14 protein-coding genes are annotated in these 21,092 nt (G+C 63.2%); 2 read left to right on the top strand and 12 right to left on the bottom strand.

What is annotated here, in order from left to right:
• Positions 1-17: 17 nt before the first annotated feature.
• From K3146_RS08325 to K3146_RS08300, 6 genes are read right to left on the bottom strand one after another with little or no spacing between them, the layout of a single operon-like run.
• A complete protein-coding gene (locus tag K3146_RS08325) occupies positions 18-2,945 on the bottom strand; it encodes a DUF2339 domain-containing protein (RefSeq protein ID WP_221545802.1) in 2,928 nt (975 codons plus the stop codon).
• A 44-nt stretch (positions 2,946-2,989) separates the two neighbouring features.
• On the bottom strand, positions 2,990-3,745 hold the full coding sequence (locus tag K3146_RS08320) for a competence/damage-inducible protein A (protein ID WP_221545801.1): 756 nt from the start codon (positions 3,743-3,745) through the stop codon (positions 2,990-2,992).
• A gap of 33 nt (positions 3,746-3,778) precedes the next feature.
• Positions 3,779-5,296 carry a flavin-containing monooxygenase gene (locus tag K3146_RS08315; protein ID WP_221545800.1) on the bottom strand — a complete coding sequence of 506 codons (1,518 nt, stop codon included), beginning with the start codon at positions 5,294-5,296 and terminating at the stop codon, positions 3,779-3,781.
• Positions 5,297-5,353: 57 nt separating this feature from the next.
• On the bottom strand, positions 5,354-6,751 hold the full coding sequence (locus K3146_RS08310; protein WP_221545799.1) for an O-antigen polymerase: 1,398 nt from the start codon (positions 6,749-6,751) through the stop codon (positions 5,354-5,356).
• A gap of 43 nt (positions 6,752-6,794) precedes the next feature.
• Entirely contained in the window at positions 6,795-8,168 is a 1,374-nt protein-coding gene (locus tag K3146_RS08305) for a hypothetical protein (RefSeq protein WP_221545798.1), read from the bottom strand.
• A complete protein-coding gene (locus tag K3146_RS08300) occupies positions 8,165-9,214 on the bottom strand; it encodes a glycosyltransferase (RefSeq protein WP_221545797.1) in 1,050 nt (349 codons plus the stop codon). The genes K3146_RS08305 and K3146_RS08300 overlap by 4 nt, the downstream gene beginning before the upstream one ends.
• 162 nt (positions 9,215-9,376) lie before the next feature.
• Between K3146_RS08300 and K3146_RS08295 the strand changes: the two genes are divergently transcribed.
• Both K3146_RS08295 and K3146_RS08290 read left to right on the top strand, forming a co-directional pair.
• Positions 9,377-10,405: a LacI family DNA-binding transcriptional regulator gene (locus K3146_RS08295; protein ID WP_221545796.1), complete on the top strand. Its 1,029-nt coding sequence runs from the start codon at positions 9,377-9,379 to the stop codon at positions 10,403-10,405.
• Positions 10,406-10,488: 83 nt separating this feature from the next.
• A complete protein-coding gene (locus tag K3146_RS08290) occupies positions 10,489-13,821 on the top strand; it encodes an amidohydrolase family protein (protein ID WP_221545795.1) in 3,333 nt (1,110 codons plus the stop codon).
• Between the two features lie 70 nt (positions 13,822-13,891).
• Here the strand turns inward: K3146_RS08290 and K3146_RS08285 are convergent, their stop codons facing one another.
• The 6 genes from K3146_RS08285 to K3146_RS08260 form a co-directional block, all read right to left on the bottom strand.
• On the bottom strand, positions 13,892-15,214 hold the full coding sequence (locus tag K3146_RS08285) for a methyl-accepting chemotaxis protein (RefSeq protein WP_221545794.1): 1,323 nt from the start codon (positions 15,212-15,214) through the stop codon (positions 13,892-13,894).
• Positions 15,215-15,285: 71 nt separating this feature from the next.
• Entirely contained in the window at positions 15,286-17,064 is a 1,779-nt protein-coding gene (locus tag K3146_RS08280) for a methyl-accepting chemotaxis protein (protein ID WP_247711127.1), read from the bottom strand.
• The gene (locus K3146_RS08275; RefSeq protein ID WP_345724029.1) at positions 17,061-18,599 is read right to left on the bottom strand and encodes a putative bifunctional diguanylate cyclase/phosphodiesterase; all 1,539 of its coding nucleotides are present in this window, start codon (positions 18,597-18,599) and stop codon (positions 17,061-17,063) included. The genes K3146_RS08280 and K3146_RS08275 overlap by 4 nt, the downstream gene beginning before the upstream one ends.
• A 135-nt stretch (positions 18,600-18,734) precedes the next feature.
• Complete coding sequence (locus K3146_RS08270) at positions 18,735-19,607, bottom strand: CheR family methyltransferase (protein ID WP_221545793.1); 873 nt, start codon at positions 19,605-19,607, stop codon at positions 18,735-18,737.
• Entirely contained in the window at positions 19,598-20,689 is a 1,092-nt protein-coding gene (gene cheB, locus K3146_RS08265) for a chemotaxis-specific protein-glutamate methyltransferase CheB (RefSeq protein WP_345724026.1), read from the bottom strand. The genes K3146_RS08270 and cheB overlap by 10 nt, the downstream gene beginning before the upstream one ends.
• Before the next feature lie 21 nt (positions 20,690-20,710).
• Complete coding sequence (locus tag K3146_RS08260; RefSeq protein ID WP_221545792.1) at positions 20,711-21,076, bottom strand: response regulator; 366 nt, start codon at positions 21,074-21,076, stop codon at positions 20,711-20,713.
• Positions 21,077-21,092 lie beyond the last annotated feature (16 nt).

Below are 21,092 nucleotides of genomic sequence, written 5' to 3'. Positions count from 1 at the left end.
CCGGCCCTTTCTCATTGTCACACGTCTCTCGTTTTCGGCCCGGCCTTGAGCTGGCGCGAATAGAACCAGCCGATCCCCATCAGGCTGCCGCCAAGCGCCACAAAGCTGGCGACCCGCAAGAGCCCCTCGAGCCCTGCGGTATCGAAGATAAAGACCTTCAAGACAGTACCGATCATCAGCACTAGCGATCCCATCCGCCAGATCCGTTCCTCGCGCGCGCTGCCGATCAGAAGGAAGGCAATGGCAAGCAGGATGCCGACCAGCGACCGCAGCAGGTCCTCGCTCTGGCTCATCGGGAGCGTATCGAGGAATGTGCCTGCGAACATCTGTCTCAACAGGCTTATCGCACCGATGAGCGAAAGCAGCATGATCGCGATATCGAACGCACGCCGCCAGGCGGGCCACCACTTGCGGAGCGACAGCAGTGCGGCAATCGCGACGCCGTAAGCTGCCAGCACAAGGTTCGCGATCGGAACCTGGCCGACAGCCTGGTGCGCCCACAAGGGATTGTGCAACAGCAGTGTGTACCATCCGAAATGGACGAGCGCGGCGAGCGCCGGGACCGATGCGAGCGGCGCACTGCGCAGTTTCGTCCAGATGCACCAGCCCGCCGCGAGTAGAAGACCTTGCCACACGGTGCGCTCTGCCAGTCCCAGGACGGCGAAGTCGGGCTGTCCCTCGAGCGAAAAGAGCTGCTTGAAGACACTGTGCGCCACGATCCCGGCTAGCGGAATGGCGAGCCAGAACAGCGGTACTGGCCGATCCGAGAGGTTGCGAATGTGGACGCGCGCCGCGCCGAGCGCGATGGCGAGGGGCAGGACAAAGCCGAACATGTCGCGCAGCGGTGGTAGATAGCTTGCCAGCATGGGTTCGCCTGCCAGCGAAAGCAGCGCCTCTTCCAGCCACTGGCCTGCGGGCATTATCGCCCACAGGGAGATGCAACCGGTTAGGGCGAGGGCAGCTAGCCCACGCTCGGATAGCCGAAGGAAGATTGCAACGGCCAGCGCCGCCGCCACCCAGACCAGCGCTATCGGCGGCAAGAGCTGGGCCATGGCTCCGAAGAGGAGGAAGCCGGCCAGCAGTTCGCCCATGCTGCGGTCGTTACCCTCCTTCCCGAGCAAGGCGATCGCTGCAAAGGGCAACACCGCTGCAAGCCAGCGTAGGGCGGAAAGGATCGAGAGCGCCTCGACGCCGCTGGAAATCGTGTTGAATTCGGTGAAGGCGGTGTCGGCGATCGTCAGCGTGATCGCGGGGATGACGGCAAAGAGCCACACCACCGCCTTCAGCGAGCGACCGATTACGAGCTTCTCGCGCAGGAGCCATGTCAGGCCGATGGCGATCGCGCTGGCTGCAATTGGCACGAAGGTGTCGGGCAGCAGGCAGGCGGAAGCAAGGATGAGGATCAGCCCGGCGCTGGTGAGATTGGCAGCCAGTTCGCCTGTCGCAGGACGCGTGAACAATTCGCGCGCAGCAAGCGAGGGTGGAAGGGCAAGAGCCAGAAGTCCCACCGCCTCCCACATGTGCAGCCCGTCGACATCGAACGCGCCAAACGTGGTCATGACGACGATGCCGATGGCAAGCGATGCGGCCGCGATCGAAATGGTCTGAAGCGCGCCGCCGTCCTTCCACCTGATCAGGGCAAGTGGCACGAGTGTGAACAGTCCGGCAACTGCCGCGGCGACCAGGGCAAAGAGTAATGGCTCGGGCGAGGGCCACAACGCCAGCAGCGCGATGCCGATGGCTGCGGCCATGGCGCTCCCGGCGCGCATTTCGGGCCGACGCCAGCCGAACCACGCCAGGGCTGCGCCGAGCAGCAGGTAGAGACCCCAGGCCAGGGGCTGGTAGCCACCCTTGTCCACCAGAACCGCCAGCTGCAGGCCCGCAGCACCCGCAGCGGCGAGCCGTACTGGCTGCTGCAAGCGATCGATATCAAGGAAAGCGGGAACAAGCGCGCCGAGCAGGACGAAGTAGAGCCCCAGCGCCACAATCTCGCTCATGTCGTAGTCGCCGCCGAGCAGGAGCAGGGCGCCCCAGCCCAGCCCGCCGGCCAGCGCGCCAAGCCCGAGCCAGGAGCGCTTCTGGCGGTTAGCCGTTTGCGTCAGCCCGCCCGTCACCAGCGCAAGATAGAGCGCGAGCATCGGTAGATTGGCGTCCTCGCCGCCGACCAGGGCCGGGGCAGCGAACCCTCCGACCAGCCCCAGCACCGCGCTTGGCAGACCGAAGCGATAGGACAGGAAGATCGCGAGCGCGGTTACCGAGGCGAGCCCGAGGAAAGCGACCGTCTGGCCGATGAGTTCATACTGCGTGCCCGCGAGATAAAAGGCTGCATAAAGCGTCGCGAGACCGGCACCTGCCAGCGCCTGCCGCACGCGTTCATCGCGCACGCGGTCTTCGAACCGATAGGCCGCCTCTGCTCCGGCCAGCAAGGCGAGGCCGAAGAAGAAGGACATCGCCACGCGCACAAGCGGTGTCAGGAGGCCAGCCTCGATCGAGTAGCGCACCAGGAAGACACCTGCGACGGCCAGCGTGATACCGCCCGCCCAGATCGGGAGTCGGCGTCCGAATATCTCCTCGAAGTCGAAGCTGAAACAAGGAGAGGTGCTCTCGTCATCGAGAGCTTCGACAGGAGCTGGATCATGCTCCTCCTCTTGTCGTCGCTCCTCGACTTCCGCCGTGGCTACCGGCTCCGCCCAGCTGCGCAAGGTGACGGCAGGGGCGGGTGCGGCCGGCTCGCCTTCGGGTTCGGGCTGGGGATCAGGTTCGGGCGGTGCGGATGGGCTTTCCGCCTCTCCTTGCTCGCGCTCGGCCGCAGCCAGCGCCAGGATGCGCCATGTTTGCTCGGATTGCCGCTCTTCGAGATGGCCGATACGTTCCTCGGCCCGTTGCAATCGCTGGAACAGCAGTACGCAGGCCACGATCAGGCCGAAGACGAGGAGCCAGAGCATCGAACCGCGAAGCTAGCTCGGAAGTCGCAGCGTGCAAGTCCCGGTCAGATTCCGCCGTGGGTAAATTCGAACCCGGCCTCGGCGAGCCCGTCGCACAGCGCCTTCATGCAGGTGTCGAGATCGCCGCGATCGGTCGAGCGGATGACAAAGTTCGACCCCACGCGGCCTTCGCGGAAGAAGGGATAGCTGCCGATCTGGCAGTTCTCATGCGCCTTCTCGACATCGCGCAGCAGGATGGAGACTTCGCTTTCGGGGATGAAGCCCCCGACCGTCTCCGAGATTAGCGGCGCGCCGCCTTCCAGCGTGCCGGTCAGGGCATCGAGCATGCCTGCGGTGATGTGCGGGACGCCGGCCATCATGTGGACATTGCCGATCCTGATCCCCGGAGCACCCGACATGCGATTGGGAATGAGCTCGGCCCCTTCCGGCGTGCGGGCCATACGCAAGCGGCCCTCATTCACGCCGCCCTTGTCGGTGTAGTAGCGCTCGAGAATGGCGCGGGCCTCTGGATGGATGATTACGGGCACGCCAAGGGCCTTCGATACTGCATCGACGGATATGTCGTCATGCGTCGGACCGATGCCGCCTGTGGTGAAGAGGTAATCGTAGCTTTCGCGCAGTGCATTCACCGCTTCCACGATGCGATCGATCACGTCGGGTACGACCCGCACTTCGGCAAGACGGATGCCTTGCACCTGCAACCAGCTGGCGACTTGCGCGATGTTCTTGTCGTGCGTGCGGCCCGAAAGGATCTCGTCGCCGATCACGACGAGCCCTGCAGTATAGATGCGGTCACTCATGCGGGTGGTGGTAGAGCGGCTGGCTGCGGAAAGCTACTCCGCAGCTTCCAATTCCTCGGCCGCCCCGCGGGCATTGGCACCCTTGCGCCGCAGGGCGAGAATCCCGTCTTCGACAGGGTCCGTCCGCATGCGCTTGCGATCAAGGACATATTCCTGGTTTAGCCGCCAGGGATATTCGACTGCGTTCTTCGACATGATGTGCTTGCCGCGCTGGATATAGCCAGAGGAGAAATCGAAAATATCGTCCTCTTCGAGCTGGTGATCGTCTGGCAGCACAGGGACAGCGATATCGGTGCCGGTCGCACGCATTTCATTCAGGACGCGGCAGACGTAATCTGAATTGATATCCGCGCGCAGCGTCCAGCTGGCGTTGAGATATCCGAATACTACCGCAAGGTTTGGCACGTTCGAATACATGCAGCCCTTGTAATAGAAGCTCTGCGCCAGATCGACCGGCTGGCCTTCTATCGAAAGCTTTATCTTGCCGGCGACGGCGAGTTTCAGGCCGGTTGCCGTGACCACGATATCGGCTGGCAGGAAGCTGTCGTCTTCGAGCCTCACGCCGCCCTTTTCGAAGGCCTTGATCCGGCCCGTGACGACATCCGCCTTGCCGCTCTTGAGGGCTTCGAACAGATCGTCGTCCGGCACCAGGCACAGGCGCTGGTCCCACGGGTTGTAAGGCGGGGTGAAGGGCGCGAGGTCGAAATCCTTGCCCATGATCTTGGTGATCTTCTTGTGCAGGAACTCGCCGACCTTCTCCGGCTTGGTCCGCGCTTTCTTGAAGCTGATATCCTGCAGTCTGATATTCTTGAACCGGGTGATCCGGTAGGCGAGCTTCTCCGGCAGGATCTTGCGCAAGAAGTTCGCGAGCCCGTCTTTCGCCGGACGCGAGAACATCCAGGTTGGTGTGCGCTGGAGCATGGTGACCTTGGCCGCCTTGTCCGACATGGAGGGGACGATGGTCACTGCCGTCGCACCCGAGCCGATCACCACGACGTTCTTGCCCGCATAGTCGAGGTCTTTTGGCCAGAACTGCGGATGAATCACTTGGCCATCGAATTCGCCGAAATCGAAGCCGGGATCGTAGGGTTCGTCGTAGTCGTAATAGCCCGAACCGAGATAGAGCCAGTTGGCGGTAAGCATCTTGCGCTCGCCATCGTCGGTTTCGAGCGTGACGTGCCAGCGCGCGTCGCTTTCGCGCCAGTCGGCGGCGATGACCTTGTGGCCGAAGCGGATGTGGCGGCGGATGTCGCGTTCAGCGACAATCCGGTCGAGATATTCGAGGATTGCCGGACCATCGGCGATCGATTTCTCATGCTTCCAGGGTTCGAAATCGAAGCCCAGCGTGTGCATGTCGCTGTCCGAGCGGATGCCCGGATAGCGAAACAGGTCCCAGGTCCCTCCGAGGTTCTCGCGCCGCTCGACGATCGCGAATGTATGGTCGGGCGCCTTTTCTTTCATATGCGCTGCCATGCCGATGCCGGAAATCCCGGCACCCACGATCAGCACGTCGAAATCGGTGGCGCGGTTGCTCGTTGGTCTCTCACCCATGTGAATCAGACTATCGCATGAGTCCGCGGAGGGAAAGCTTAAGTTGCGCGGTGAAACCTATCGGCGCCCGGTGATGGCCTTTTCAGCCATCGCCTTGCGCCGCATTGCCGGGGTGGGCGTGTCGGCGTGGCCTGTATTGATTGCAGGGCGGCCTGGTGCGCGCATCGCCATTACAAGCCCCAATCCTGCTGCCAGCAAGAGCGGTCCGAAATAGAAGGGTACTCCGCGAAGCAGCGTCAGCAAGGTCCCATCACGAAAGCCGACCGCGCTGGTTGCGATGACGAGCGCATAGGTGAGTTGCGCGAAGGGGCCACCCCTGTTCTGCAACAGCAACCTGTAAGCGCCGCCGAAGATCAGCGCGAAGATGAGGGCCTGGATGACGATGCCCGGGTATCCGAGGCTCATCCAGCCGATCCCGGGCAGTGAAGCGGTCATCCCGATCGGCTGGCCGTAATCCCAAAGGGAGAAATGCTGCACGGGCGAGCCAACCGGTTTGTCTTTCCAGATCGCACGGGGGACGGGTTCGGTGAAAACCTGAAGAGTGTGCGCGAAATAGTCATAGGTGCCGGTGCGCTGCGGGACGGCGTAGACGATGTACTCGAAGTACTCGAGATTGGCGAAATCCATGTGCTCGAGCGGGTCGAGCTCGTCCTCGTTGACGTAGCGCGGGCCGAGGTCGTCGTCGAACAGCTCGCGCACCGCGCCGCCGCGGTCGATAACGATCTGGTTGAATGCGATAGCGGTCGCCAGAATGAGCACTACCGCACGCCAGTCGAACCACTTGCGCCCTCGTTCGAGCAGCCAGGCGATCCCGATCGCGGCGATGGCGAAGACTAGCGCATTACGGGTTCCTGTGCCGGCCTGGAGCAGGGCAAAGCCGCCGAAATAGGCCCAGCCCCACCAGCGGTAGCGGGCCAGCCACACCATCATGACGGCGATGGGCGCCATCATCAGCGCGGCGTCGGTAAACCAGCCATTGCCCTGGATGTTGACCGCGGCGCCCGTTGCGGCGTCGCGGACCATGGATTCGAAGTGATTGGCCCGGCGCGACCAATTGCCGATCTGCGAACCGACCGCGAGCGGGGTGAGGAAGGCTGCGGTTAGGAGTATTGGCCACATCAGGCGTCGACGGACTTCGTCGAACATGCTCGGTTCTACCGTTCGAAACGGCCGCGAGCCGATCGCCAGGCTTGCCAGTACGAAGCTGATCATGGCGAGGTTGGCACCGAGGATGACCGTGATCTTGTCCTCGACCGAAGGCTGGAAACCGTAGAGCCGGTAGACGAAGTCGAACTCGTACCAGCGGGCCACCAACGGTCGCAGGACGAAGATGAAGCCGTGGAAGGCCAAGTAGAAACTTGCCGGGTGTGACAGCGAGGCAGCATCGTGCCGCAGGTAGAGCAGCACCGCGCCGAGGAATGCGATCAGCGAAGCAAGAAGGAGGAAATCGTACACGGTCCCGCTTCCTATTCCGTCATCTCACGCTTCGGCAAGCCGGTCATGATCGCCTCGCCAGCTTGCGCGCCAAAAGGCTGATATCCGCAAAACGTTCGCGCGACGCGAGCGCAGCGATGAAGTCTCCGCTCGACCAGTCAAGCACCGCCAGCGCGCGCCGCATCGAGGGGATGAATTGCGAAGCTTCGGCAAGGATCAGCGGTGCAAGGACAAGCGGGAGAGGCGCGCCCGATATTCCCAGCGCGATCGCCAGCAACAGGGCCAGCGCGGACATGGCGAGATACCCTGCGACCATGCGTGCGTGTGCATTGTCCGCTGCCAAGACTGCGACAGGCGCCGCCGACAGATTGCGAAGGGTCGCAGCTGCCATCAGGATCAGCGCGACCCCCACATCGAACTGCGTCTTCCCGAGCGTATAGAGGTCTTGCAGCCATGGGCCGACAGCGAGCAGACCGAGCGTGAAGAAGGCGGCAATGACCAGCGAGACGAGGGTGGTGGTGGCCAGCATTCGACGCTGGATAGCGCGGCGGTCGCCCTTGATGTATCCGCTTTCGTAGAACTGCAGACCGAAGGTGACATTGGTCACAAGGTCGAGCAGCCGGGTGAGCGTCCGCGTGGCGGCAAAGGCGGCAAGGATTGCGGCGCCGAACGCCGCACCGACCAGTAGCAGGTATCCCTGCAGGTTGAGGCCGAAGACGATCGGCATCAGCATGAAGGCGAGCGATGGACGCCACAATTGCGCCAGGCTGGGGCGGATCGGTCCGTGGCCTGCTTCGAACATCTGCGGCGCTGCGCGGCGCGAACCGCGATAGATGACGAGGGCGGACAGGCAACGGAACAGCGCCAGCGCCATGGCGAGATCCGCAAAGCTGTCGCTCAGGCTGACTGCCAGCGCGATGACAGCGATTTCGCAAAGGCTGGCTGCGTTATAGAGGAAAATATGGTCGGGATAGCGACCGGCAACACGATAGGGGATGTCGAACAGCGCCATCTGGCTGGTGGCGAAGATATAGAGCGCCAGCCAAGCCGCGGCCTGTCCCATGTCGGATAGGTCGAGAGCGTCGCCCTGTCCCGCGAGCGCAGGCAGGATGAAGACCGAAGCACCGGCGAAGGCCACGGCAAGCAGGGCTGTCGAAACGGTCGAGATCGTCCAGGCTGCCCGGAAATCCCGCCTCGCCCGGGGCATGTCACCATCGCTCGCAGCGCCCAGTGCCGCCGTTCCTCCTGCTCCGGCAAAACCATTGCCGACGAGCGCGAGATAGGCGGGGACGGCAAACAGGATCAGCCAGCTGCCGACCGCCTCGACCGTCCAGCTGGCAAAGAAGATCGGGAGCGTGGCGAATTGCACTGCAATCCGCGTCCCGACCGCGACGAGATTGGCCGAGATACCGCGCAGCAATCGCCTTGAATCGTTCACGCCTCGGTGGCTCTGCCCAGGACCATCCGCCCGGCGCTCTTGGCAATGTCGATGGCTCCCTGCGCACCGCCGAGCATCATTACGCGGCGCTTCTCGCGCGGCTTGTGCGCCTCCCATTCGCGGTAGCGCGCGGCAATTGGCCCTTCGATCATGGCGACCCATTGCGCTGCCAGACGCTCGATCGAGAACAAGCGGGCCTTCTGGCGGCCCGCTTCCACCATAGCATCGTAGAGCGCGGGGTCGCTACGCAGCCGGTCGATCTGGCTCAACGCTTCCTCGCTCGAATGGGCTACAAGATGATCGAAGCCGGCCATGCCCACCTGGTTGAAGGCGGAATCGTTCCCTCCGACAAACGGGACACCCGCGATCCAGGCGTTGACCAGCTTGTTGGCGGGCTTTCGCGAATGGCGCGACGTGCCGAAGCTGCGCAGGCCGATGGCGATGTCGATGTCCGAGAAGTCGTGCCAGCGGTCTGGATCGCGGGCAACGAATTCGAGCCCTCGCGCGGCCAGCAATCGCGACCAGTCATCCGCGCTGGCGGCAAGGTTGCCGTCGAGCTTGCCGAGAAAGCCCACGCGCTTCACGCCATCGCGGGATTCGTCGCGCGGCACGATACCTGCTTGCGGCCAGAGATACTGAAGGGCCGAGTCTTCGCACAGCTGGTCGGCATTCTGCTGGACATGGAACTGCGCCCACAGCACGCGCGGGTAGTCGGCCTGGATCGAGACCTGGAACAGTCCTGCGTCCGGTCCGCGCCGCGACAGCGTCTTGGCCTTGGCCAGGTTGATCCGGCCCTCTGCGGGTTCGGTCGCTATCTCGATCCCGCTCACGCCGAGGTCGCGCAAGCGACACCAGGTCTGGACCGTCCAGCACAGGTCGCCGTTCTTGGCGAATGAGCCGAGAATATCGGGGCGTTCGGCCAGCAGCTTCGAAAAATCGTTGCTGGCGATCGCCTCCGCGGCGCCAAATCGATCATTGTGCACGAAGCGCACCGGAACGGGCGTCGCCAGCTCGCGCTCGCCAGTAGTGACGGAAAATTCGCTCATTCCATTCCTGCGCACATTTCCTGTGCCCGGCTCGGCATATGCCACATCCCCCGTGACCCTTGGCCGCAGCATTCCCACTTCTTGCGCGATGCTGCAAGCTTGCTGCACTCTCGCTTTCCCAATTTCTGTCGGCTAGGGCATGGACGGGTTTGAGGAGAAGCCATGACGAAAGAGGGTAATGGGAGGCCCCATCGGGTTACTTCCATCGATGTCGCCGAACGTGCTGGAGTCAGCCAATCGACCGTAAGCCGGGCGCTTTCGGGCTCTGAAACGATAACCGAGGCTACACGCCGCCGGGTGGAGCAGGCTGCTGCTGAGCTAGGCTACCACGTCAACATGCGTGCCGCAGGATTGCGCAAGGGCGAAACCGGCACCATCGCCATCGTCGTGATCGGGCGCGATGGGCAGGGACCGGCAGCGATCAACCCCTTTTACTACAGCCTTCTCGGCAGCACCTGCGCTGCTGCAGCGGAGCGCGGCTACGAAGCGCTGGTATCCTTCCAGGCGAAGGAAGACGAGCTCTTCGGCCACTACGTCGGACGCCGCCAGGCCGATGGCGTCGTCGTGATCGGAACCGCAACCAACCGGCCCGCGTGGGACTATTTCCGCGAAGTTGCAGCCGGCAGCGATGCCATCGCGTTTTGGGGTTCGCCCTTCGACGATGCGGTGTGGGTGCGTTCCGATAATGCCGAGGGCGGGCGGCTAGCGGTTGAGCGACTTGTTGCGGGCGGAGCGAAGGACATCGTCTTCGTCGGTGATCCCAATTCCTCCCAGAAACAGTTCCGCGAACGCTACGAAGGGTATCGTGTCGCGATGGAGAAGGCAGGCCTTGCCGTACGCGATCCCGCGATCGCCAAAGGCGAAGACAGGGTGTCGCAGGGGCGCAGTTCGGTCGGCCAGCTGTGCGACAGCGGTGAGAAGTTCGACGGACTATTTTTCGCCTGCGACGCGATGGCGCTGGGGGCACTGGAAGAATTGTCCTCGCGCGGGGTGGATGTGCCGGGCAAAGTCGGCGTTGTGGGCTTCGACGGCCTTGGTTCGGGCGAATTCAGCAGCCCGCCTCTGACCACGGTCGAGCCAGACTTCGCCGAAGCGGGTCGCCTCCTCGTCGAAACTGCGCTGGCGGGCGAGGGGGAGCGTGCCGAACGACGCGTACCCGTTCGCCTCGTGGAGCGTTCGAGCGCGAAATAGCGCGGTTCGTCGAAAGCGCGTTTGCCAAGCGGCGCGCGCAAGGTCTAAGCCTCCCCGCCTTATCTCAAGGGGAGAGATCTTCGATGAAAACCAGCATTGCTTCCGCCCTCGCGCTCGTCCTGTGTGCGGGAACCGTTCACGCACAGAGCCAGGAGCCGGAGCCGAGCCCGAACCCGGTCGAGGAACAGGAAGTCGATGCCTCGCAGGACGCGCTTCCTCCCGAGGGTAGCGGCGAAGCGGTCGATGCTGCCGCTGCCACCGTGCCGATGCCGGATGCTGAAAAGAAGGAAGAGGGCTGGGACGTTACCGCCCCGCGCGGTGCCACTTTACGCGAAGTGGCGATCGATACGGACGAAGGCACCTGGATGGATGTCGACGTTTCCCCCGATGGACGAACGCTGGCCTTCTCAATTCTGGGCGACGTCTACACCATGCCGATCTCGGGCGGGACGCCCACCCGGATCGCCGAAGGGCTTGCCTGGGAAATCCAGCCTCGCTTCTCGCCCGACGGGTCCAAGATCGCCTTCATCTCGGACCGCGGGGGCGGTGACAATATCTGGCTCATGAATGCCGACGGGTCGGACAAGCAGCAGGTCACGAAGGAGGACTTTCGCCTCTTGAACCAGCCCAGCTGGTCGCCCGACGGGCGCTATATCGTCGCCAAGAAGCATTTCACCACGCAGCGCAGTGCAGGCACGGGCGAGATCTGGCTCTATCACGTGTCCGGTGGCGGCGGGGTGCAACTCGTCAAGCGCGCCAGCGAGGCAGTTCAGAAGGAGCTGGGCGAGCCGATCTACGCGCCAGACGGGAACGCGATCTACTACACCCGCAACGTCACTCCCGGTGCGACCTTCATCTATGCGCAGGATTCGACCCAGGGCACGTTCAATATCGAGCGTTACGACATCGATACGGGCGAGGTAACGACGGCAGTAGGCGGCTTTGGCGGCGCGGTCCGGCCGACGCCTTCGCCCGATGGCAAGAGCATCGCTTTCGTGCGGCGCGACAAGGACCAGTCGCAGCTCTGGGTGAAGAACATATCGACTGGCGAAGAGCGCATGATCTACGGCGCGCTCGACCTCGATCTGCAGGAAACCTGGGCGGTCTATGGCGTCTATCCGATGATGGATTGGATGCCGGACGGCGAGAGCATGGTCGTTTGGGCCGGCGGTAAGCTGCGCCGTGTATCCGCCGACGGGTCCGGTGCGCAGGAAATCCCCTTCCGCATCACCGACAGCCGCATGGTCGCCGAAGCTCCGCATCCGGTGATCGAAGTCGCACCGGAAAGCATCACGACCAAGATCCCGCGCTTCGCCAGCGTCTCTCCCGACGGGCGCCGGGTGGTGTTCGAGAGTATGGGCAAGCTTTACACCAAGCCGGTCGGCCGCAGCTCCGCCCCGCAGCGCCTCCTCTCGGGTGGCGGCGACAGCCTGGAACTTTGGCCGACATGGTCGCGCGACGGCAGCCGCATCGCCTTCGTACGCTGGACCGACGACGGGCTCGGGCAGATCGTCACGGTCGACGCGCGCGGCAGGAACGAGAGAGCCGTTACGCGTCAACGGGGCCACTATGCGGTCCCGCAATTCTCGCCCGATGGCGACACGATCGTCTTCGAGAAACGCGGAGGCGGTTATCTTACCTCACCGGAGTTCTCCGAGAATCAGGGTGTTTACGCGATCGCGGCGAGTGGTGGTTCGCCGAGGCTTGTCGCGCGCGATACGGCAACGCCGCAATTCGGTGCCGATGACGACCGCATCTTCATGCTCGCGCAGGAAGGCGGGAACCTCCAGCTGATCTCGGCAGACCTCGATGGCGAGGCGCGCCGGGTCCATGCGCAAGGCGATCTGGCGAATGATTTCCGGGTTTCTCCGCGCGGGGACTACGTCGCATTCCGGCAGAACTACGAAGTCTTTGCCATGCCCCTGCTTCCGGGCGGCCAGACCGTGACGGTGGGGGAGAAGGCGAGTTCTCTACCGGTGACCAAGGTCAGCACCGGCGGCGCGGACTATATCGGCTGGGCGGAGAACGGCTCGACCCTCCACTGGTCTATGGGTCCGGTGCTCTACCGAGCCAGCACCTCCGCGCTTACGCCGACATCTCCCGGCAGTGAGGCACCTTCTTTCACGCCGCCCGATACGGGCACGTCGCTTGCCCGCACCGTCCGGGCCGACAAGGCTGAAGGCACCGTGGCAATTACGGGCGCGCGCATTCACAGCATGGCGGGAGACGGCTCGGGCACGATCGAGAATGGCACGATCGTCATCGAAGGCGACCGGATCGCAGCTATCGGGGCTGCTGCCTCGATCCAGATCCCTGCTGGTGCCACGGTTGTCGAGGCCAATGGTCGCACGATCATTCCCGGCCTTGTCGATGCGCACGCGCATGGACCGCAGGGGACGGGCGATCTCATCCCGCAGCAGAACTGGTCGTTGGTGCAGGATCTCGCCATGGGCGTCACCACGATCCACGACCCGTCATCTTCGGCAAGTATGATCTTCGCAGCCGCCGAGCGCCAACAGGCAGGCAGCCTTCTCGCCCCGCGGATATTTTCGACGGGCGAGATCATCTACGGGGCCAAGGCACCCAGCGTCTACGCTCGGATCGACAGCTACGAGGATGCGCTGGCCCATGTTCGCCGGATCAAGGCGCAGGGCGGGATCAGCGTCAAGAACTACAACCAGCCTCGCCGTGAACAGCGACAACAGGTCGTTGCAGCGGCCCGGGCCGAGAACATGCTTGTGGTCGCGGAAGGCGGTTCGCTCTTCGGCATGGATATGAACCTCATCGCCGACGGCAATTCGACTCTCGAACACAACATCCCTGTCGATGTGATGTACGAGGACGTGCTGCAGATGTTCGCCGGTTCGGACACGAACTATACGCCGACGCTGACGGTAACCTACGGAGGTCTCGCGGCCGATCCCTATTGGCGCCAGGCGACGGATGTATTCGACAATCCGCTGCTGGTTCATACTCCGCCCAAGATCCTTCTCGCATCGACAGCCCGGCGGACCAAGGCGCCCGACTGGGCGTTTGTCGATGACAACTCGGCAAGGGAGGCGCGCAAGCTCGCGCAGCGGGGGGTGAAGGTCAGCATCGGTGCGCATGGCCAGCAGCCGGGCATTGCGGCCCATTGGGAACTGTGGAGCTTTGCGCGCGGGGGCATGTCTCCGGTCGAAGCGCTGCGCGCTGGCACGATAGAGCCGGCCAAGTCGCTGGGTATGGAGCGCGACATCGGGAGCCTCGAGGTCGGCAAGCTGGCGGACCTCGTGATCCTCACGGCAGATCCTGCGGAGGACATCCACAATTCGGACGACATCGCGCAAGTGATGATTGGCGGCCGCCTCTACGATGCGAGCACCATGAACGAGGTCGAGACCGGCGACGAGCGACGCCTCCCCTATTGGTGGGAGTGAAGGAAAGGGCGGCTCCGGCACAGTGCCGGGCCGCCCCTTAAGCCCATCTCCTGAGCGCCGGTTTCACGGCCTATGCTGCGCGAATGTGCTTGAGGAATTCGTCTACTTTGGCACGCAAAGTCGATGCCTGAGCTTCCAGATCGCTGGATGATGCCAGGACCTGGCTCGCGGCCGCGCCGGTTGCGACGCTGGTATCGCGCATGCTGTCCAGGTGACCAGAGACCTCATCCGTGCCCTGTGCGGCGCGATCGATACTGCGTGCAAGGTCTTGTCCGGCGACCGACTGCTGGTCGACCGCGCTGGCGATCGAGATAGCCGTCGTCTCCAGCTGCTTGATCTGATCGCCGATGGAGCGCAGCGCGGAGACGCTTGCACCGGTCGATTCCTGCATCGTGCGGATCTGATCGGAGACCTCTTCGGTCGCCCGGCTGGTCTGCGCCGCCAGTTCCTTGACCTCGCTGGCGACCACGGCAAAACCGCGGCCCGCTTCACCGCCGCGTGCAGCTTCGATCGAAGCGTTGAGGGCGAGCAAGTTCGTTCGCTGGGCAATCGACTGGATAAGTTCCACGATCTGTCCGACCTGTTCGGCGGAAGAGGCGAGGGCGGAGATGGTCTCGTCGGCCTGCCCGGCGTCGTCGGAAGCCTTGCGTGCCAGTTCTGCAGAATGGGATGCCTGGCGGCTTATCTCACCGATCGACATGGCGAATTCGTCCGACGCAGCCGCTGCCGCAGTAACGCCCCCCGATGCGGTTTCCATTGCACCGCTGACCTGGTTTGCCTGTCCTGCAGCACCTTCGGCCGCCTGCGCCATGGATGCGGCAGTCGCGTTGAGCTGGCTCGATGCGGCAGCAACACCGCCGACCACATCGCCGACGCTCTTCTCGAAGCTGTCGGCCAAGCGCATCAGCTCTTGCTTGCGCTGCTCGGCTGCCTGCTTGCGGCCGCTGAACAGTTCGTCGAGCTTGTGGCCGGACTTGGCAAAGACCTCGAGCGCCCGCGACAGGTCACCGATTTCGTCGGGGCGATTGGTGTTGCGGACCTGGATGTCACGCGCACCCTCTGCAAGACGGCCCATCTCGGTCGCAACGTGCTGGAAGGGCTCGATTATGTGCGTGAGAATGAACCGAAGACTATACAGCCCTCCGAAGAGAGACAGCGCCATGAAACCGATGATCCAGCCCTTCGCCGTGCTCGAATACTCGGGGTAGGACAGGCCGATCAGTGCTGCAGCCCCGACCGAAACGACGCCGCCGAGCGTGAAGAAGGAGGCGATGATCGACTTGGCCGAGAGGGACTTCTCCATGAACCAGCCGTGGAGCCCGGAATGGGTCGTCGAATCCGCGAATGTCGCCATTTCGACATCCGCGATTTCGCGGGTCAATTCCTCGGTCATGATACTACCTTGAGCATTCACGTTGCTACCCCCCATTCTTCGGCGCCGTCCCGACGCTGCGATTTGTTCGATCAGGCCGCCCGCACCTGTTGCAGGAACTGGTCGACCTGCTGGCGTAGAACGCCCGCCTGCGATTCCAGCGATGTGGCCGAACCGAGCACCTGGCTCGCGGCAGCGCCGGTCGCCACGCTGGCCTCGCGCACCTGCGAGATGCTGCTGGAAACCTCATCGGTGGAACGTGCGGCAAGATCGATGCTGCGGGCCAGATCCTGTCCTGCGACCGATTGCTGATCGACCGCGCTGGCAATCGAGATCGCGGTGGTTTCGAGCTGCTTGATCTGGTCGCCGATGGACCGCAATGCGCTGACGCTCGCACCGGTCGAAGCCTGCATCGCCTGGATCTGCTCGGCCACCTCTTCGGTGGCGCGGCTGGTCTGTGCGGCCAATTCCTTCACCTCGCTGGCTACAACGGCAAAGCCGCGTCCAGCTTCGCCGCCGCGAGCGGCTTCGATCGAGGCGTTGAGCGCGAGAAGATTGGTGCGCTTGGCGATCGACTGGATGAGTTCCACGATCTGGCCGACCTGGTCGGCCGAAGTGGCGAGCGCCGAAATCGTTGCGTCCGCACCCTCGGCATCGTCGGAGGCCTTGCGGGCGAGCTCCGCCGAGTGCGAGGCCTGGCGGCTGATTTCGCCGATGGATATGGCAAATTCGTCGGATGCAGCCGCGGCAGCGGTCACACCGCCCGATGCCGTTTCCATCGAGTGCGTTACCAACTGGCTTTGCTGGGTCGCCTGCTCGGCTGCTGCGGCCATCGTCGATGCCGTTGCGTTGAGCTGGCTCGATGCCGCTGCGACGCCGTGAACGACCTCACCCACAGTGCTCTCGAACTGCTTCGCGAAACGCTGCAGATCCTGACCGCGTTCGGCGCGCAGGGTCTCCTTTTCGGCTGCCATTCTCTCGAAGCGGAAGGCAGCTCGAAGGAAGACATGGAGCGAACGGGCAAGGCCGCCCAACTCGTCACGGCGTTCGAGGCCAGGAATTTCGATTGACTTGTCACCCGTAGCGAGACGCTCGGATGCATCGGTGAGCTGGCTTACGGTGCCCGAAATATCCCGCGCGATGATACGGGTGGATGTCAGGATCAGGCCGATGCCCAAAGCAGCAACGATCACGAATGCAACCAGGAGCCAGGTGATCGTGGTTTCACCGGCTGCGTCGCTACTCTCACCGCTGACGAAGAGGGTGGTCTTGAGCTGCTTGGCCAAGGCGCTGAAGGCGATACCGTGTTCCAGGGCGCGTTCAGCGATTTCGGCACGGCTCGCGACGTCGATCGCCGCGCGCTGGGCGGTCAGATCGTTCTGCATCCGATCGAGGCCGTTACGCAAGTCGTCGATAGTAGCGAGTTGATCGGGAGCGATGTCGAGTGCGCCGTCCTCGATCGAGTTGAGGTCGCGACGTGCCTCGTCGAGACTTTCGCCGGCCTGGACGAGGGATGCGGTGTCACCCGAATAGGCATAGCGCTGCATATGGAGAAGGGTTTCCTCCGTGTCGTTCTGCAGCTCGGTCGACAGGATCAGCATTTCGCTGATCTGCATGCGTTCATGACGCAGTTCGATCGCGATCCATCCGCCGACCGCGATGGACAGCAGCATAAGCACGACCGCACCGATATTGGCATAGGCCACAAGGCTCAGCTTGCTGCCGATCGAGAGATCGGCAAACCTGCCGCGGATACCTTCGCCGCCTGCGCCGATGTCGGCGAGGATCGCTCGGTCTTCGGCGATCTCGTCCGAGTAATACTTGCTGGTGTCGGAATCGATCGAATCGAATCCGCCCGTCATCGCATTCATGCTATCTTGACCCCCTGGTCGTCATTTGCCCCGGTGTCGGCGATAGCGATCGCCTTTCCGAGGTGCTGTTTGATTTCTTCGGCAGGCATGGCCTTGAAATAGAGCCAGCCCTGGATCTGGTCGCATCCGGCGGCGCGAACCATGTCTGCCTGTTCCTCAGTCTCGACGCCCTCGGCCGTGACCGCCATGTCCATCGCCTGCGCCATGGTAATGCTGGAGAGCATCATCGCGCGGCTCGATTCGTCCTCGCTTGCCTGCATGACCAGGCTGCGGTCGATCTTCAGCTTCTCGAAGCGGAACTGGCGCAGGAATCCGATCGAGGCATAGCCGGTCCCGAAATCGTCGAGGGCAATGCTGACGCCGAAACCGCGAATGAGGTTGAGACTGCGTTCGGCAACGACGGGGTCGAGCACGAGGCAGGTCTCGGTGATTTCCAGCTCGAGGCGTTCTGGGTCGAAACCGGTCTCTTCGAGTATGTGTCCGAGCTGGATCGGGAACTCTGGATTGCGCAACTGGGCGGCAGAGATATTGACCGAAAGTGTCACCCCCTCCCACTCGAGCGCGTCGCAGCAGGCGCGGCGCAGGACCCACAGGCCGATAGGGTTGATCAGGCCCGATTCCTCGGCAACCGGGATAAAGGTATTCGGGCCGACCGCCTTTCCGTCGGCACGTTCCCACCGCATCAGGCTTTCTACGGCGACGATCTTGCGCGTCCGGCTGTCCACCAGCGGCTGGTAATGCATCCGGAACTCGCCCAGTGTGAGGGCGCGGCGCAGGTCGTCGTCGAGCTGCTTGATCTGTTCGCGGCTGCGGTCGAATGCCTCGTTGAACCAGGTGCAACGCATCTTGCCGCCCCGCTTGGAGGCGTACATTGCCACATCGGCCCGGCGCAGCATTTCCGAAGAGGTTACCGTTTGCCCCGGCGCATTTCGAGCGAGGCCGATGCTGGCGCCCAGCGTCAGGCGGCGTTCCTCGACCTTGATCGATTTGGCAAGCCGCTCGATGATCCTGCGGCAATGCCCTTCGAGCAGCGTGCCGGCGAGTTCTCCGTGCATCATGATCGCGAATTCGTCGCCGCCAAGGCGGTAGATGTCGGCATCCGCGCCGCAGATGTCGCGGATGATCTGGCCGATGGCGCCGATGGTCGCATCGCCGACGATATGGCCGTAGTGATCGTTGATGATCTTGAAGCCGTCGAGATCGACGATTGCGAGAGCGAGCTCGTGCTCGGCAGACATGCTGGCGGCAACGTCCCGGTGCAGTGCGCGTCGGTTAGGAAGGAGCGTCAGGGCATCGCTGTTGGAGAGGCGTTCAAGCTTGCCGAGATGCCTGATCCCGAGCACGGCGAACCCGCCCACGCTCGCCAGGAAGGCGATCAGCCCGCCGCTCAGTACCGAACGGATCGAGGCGATGCCCATGTCCGGTCCCACCACTGCGAGGAGTGCGGTCGTGCCCACGATGCCCGCCAGCGCAGCGAGCGGCGCGAAGATCATGACGCGCGTGCTTTTCTGAGCCAATTCGGTATGTGAACGCACGCAAATTCCCCTTGGCATACCAGGCGTATTTTGTTCTGTCTTTTCGTTACCGCGCATTCGCTAATTAACGGTAAACTCAATATTTACCTTGCGCGTAGGGCAACCCAGATGTCCTAGTGATCGGGGCCAATTCGATCAGGCCGTGGCGGCCCGCGGAGCGAAATCGCCAAGCACCGCTCCCACTGCGCTGGTGGCGACTTTGGGCAGGTACATTGCCGAGCCGCAGGGTGCGGGTTCGAACTTGTCTGTCTGCCCGACGACGGTTTCACCGGCGCCGAGCATGAGGAATCCGTCAGGCGCAATGCCTCCAGCCAACCGATCGAAGGCGTCGCGGCGGGTCTGGGGATCGAAATAGAGCAGGCAGTTGCGGCACAAGACGAGGTCGAAGCGACCAGGCGGCGGCAAGTCCAGAATGTTGCGCTGCTCGAAGCGGGTCATGCCGAGTACACGGTCGGACACCTTCCAGCCCTTTCCGGTCTCGGAGAAGAAGTTGAGCATCTGGGCAACCGAAATTCCGCGCTGGATTTCGAACTGCGAGTAGATCCCTGTGCGCGCCTGTTCGATGGCCTTGCCCGATACGTCTGTCCCGAGGATTTCGATCGTCCAGTCGTTCCAGCGCCCCGGCTGTTCGCAGAAGGTCATCGCCAGGCTCAGAACTTCCTGCCCCGTGGAGCATCCGGCCGACCAGATCGAAAGCTTGCGTGTCGATGCACGCTTCTTTGCCAGCTCGGGAAGGACCGTATTGGCGAGCGTCGCGAAATAGGCGTGATCGCGGAAGAAGTAGGTCTCGTTATTGAGCAAGGCTTCGACGACGCGCGTCGCGAGGCGGTGCTCGCCCGGCCGCTCTAGCATGCAGGCGAGCTGGTCGACATTCTCGATCCCGAACTCACGAAACAGGCCGGACAGTGCGGTGGAGATACGCCACCTGCGGCTTTCAGTCAGAGTCTGTCCGGTACGCGAATTGAGCAAGTCGGCAATGATCGTGTGGGAAGCGTCTTCTAGCGCCATGCATCGGCTCCCACGCTGGCAAGGACTCGGTCCGCCAGTTCGGCGGGAGGAAGGACGGCGGATGCAAGTCCCCGTTCGGTGATATCGCGCGGCATGCCCCAGACTGCGCAGGTGTCTGCGCTCTGTGCGTACATGGAGCCTCCGGCGGCGATGATCGCATCTGCCCCGTCAGTCCCGTCGCGGCCCATGCCGGACAGGAGGATGCCGGCCACCTTGCCTTCGTAGGCTTCTGCAAGAGTTTCGAACATCGGGTCGACCGATGGCGTGCAGCCGCTCTTCACAGGGTGGTGGGCGAGGCCGGTCACGAAACGGGCGCCCTTGCGGCGTACGACCATATGGCCGTGACCGGGTGCGATCACGATGGTGCCGCGGGTAATCTCGACACCCTCGTCCGCCAGCACTGCCTTGCGGCCGGCGGCCGTTTCCATCTGGCTGGCGAAAACGGGGATGAAGCTTCCCGGCAGGTGCTGCGTGATCAGGATCGGCAGGTCGAAATTCTTCGGGATCTGGCGAAGGAACAGGTTGAGCGCGTGGATGCCACCGGTCGATGCACCGATGGCAAGTACTTGCGGCTTCTTGCCCGCCCGGCGCTGCGCCGGCGCCGGTGCAATCGGAGCTGGCCGCTCGTAGGGAGCCAGTCCCTTCAGCGCACGGATCTTGGCGATCAGTTGCGCGCGGTAATCGTCGTTGAATCCACCGGGGCGGGGTTTGAGCATGGTGTCGGCGGCGCCCATGCGCAGCGCCTTGACCGTATGCTCGGCACCTTCTGCGGTGAGCGAGGAAATGACCAGGACCTTGGTGCGCGGTGAGGCCGCCAGGATCTTGGGAAGCGCCTCTATGCCGCCCATTCCGGGCATTTCGAGGTCGAGCAGGGTCACGTCGACGCGATGCTTGCGCAGTTCCTCGAGGCCGCGTTCCGCGGTGCTTGCACTCGCGACAATAGTCATTTCCTTCTCGCGCTCGATCATGCGCGAAAAGACTGTTCGCACGGTCAGCGAATCGTCGACCAGCATCACCCGCACCGAGGCGGGGGCAGGCGACGCGCTAGCCGTATCGGTCCTGGTAGATCGGAGCGCGGTCACCACGGCTCACATCCTTTCGGATCAGGCCATGCCGACGAGCTGAAGCTTGATCTGCAGGGTTTCGTGGTCGAACGGCTTCATCACGTATTCGTCGGCACCGGCGCTGATGGCCTCACGGATGTGCGCAACGTCGTTTTCGGTGGTGCAGAACACGACCTTCGGCTTGTCGCCACCTTCCTTGGTACGCAGTTGCGTGATGAATTCGATCCCGGTCATCACCGGCATGTTCCAGTCGAGCAGGACCACGTCGGGCATGCTCTCAAGGCACTTGTTGAGGCCTTCCTGGCCGTTTTCCGCTTCGTCGACCGAGAAGCCGAGAGTTTCGAGAATGTGACGCGAAACCTTCCGGATAACGCGCGAATCGTCGACGATAAGACAGGTCTTCATTTCATGTGATCCCTTA

The organism is Qipengyuania vesicularis (assembly GCF_019711415.1).
Classification (GTDB): Bacteria; Pseudomonadota; Alphaproteobacteria; order Sphingomonadales; family Sphingomonadaceae; genus Qipengyuania; species Qipengyuania vesicularis.
Note: the sequence above shows the minus strand (reverse complement) of the source record. Positions and strands in the feature narration are given on the sequence as shown.

What these genes read in the sequence shown, in the direction of transcription:
- K3146_RS08325 (WP_221545802.1), bottom strand. Translation starts at nt 2,945, where the DNA reads ATGCTCTGGCTCCTCGTCTTCGGCCTGATCGTGGCCTGCGTACTGCTG.
- K3146_RS08320 (WP_221545801.1), bottom strand. Translation starts at nt 3,745, where the DNA reads ATGAGTGACCGCATCTATACTGCAGGGCTCGTCGTGATCGGCGACGAG.
- K3146_RS08315 (WP_221545800.1), bottom strand. Translation starts at nt 5,296, where the DNA reads ATGGGTGAGAGACCAACGAGCAACCGCGCCACCGATTTCGACGTGCTG.
- K3146_RS08300 (WP_221545797.1), bottom strand. Translation starts at nt 9,214, where the DNA reads ATGAGCGAATTTTCCGTCACTACTGGCGAGCGCGAGCTGGCGACGCCC.
- K3146_RS08295 (WP_221545796.1), top strand. Translation starts at nt 9,377, where the DNA reads ATGACGAAAGAGGGTAATGGGAGGCCCCATCGGGTTACTTCCATCGAT.
- K3146_RS08290 (WP_221545795.1), top strand. Translation starts at nt 10,489, where the DNA reads ATGAAAACCAGCATTGCTTCCGCCCTCGCGCTCGTCCTGTGTGCGGGA.
- K3146_RS08285 (WP_221545794.1), bottom strand. Translation starts at nt 15,214, where the DNA reads ATGACCGAGGAATTGACCCGCGAAATCGCGGATGTCGAAATGGCGACA.
- K3146_RS08280 (WP_247711127.1), bottom strand. Translation starts at nt 17,064, where the DNA reads ATGAATGCGATGACGGGCGGATTCGATTCGATCGATTCCGACACCAGC.
- K3146_RS08270 (WP_221545793.1), bottom strand. Translation starts at nt 19,607, where the DNA reads ATGGCGCTAGAAGACGCTTCCCACACGATCATTGCCGACTTGCTCAAT.
- K3146_RS08260 (WP_221545792.1), bottom strand. Translation starts at nt 21,076, where the DNA reads ATGAAGACCTGTCTTATCGTCGACGATTCGCGCGTTATCCGGAAGGTT.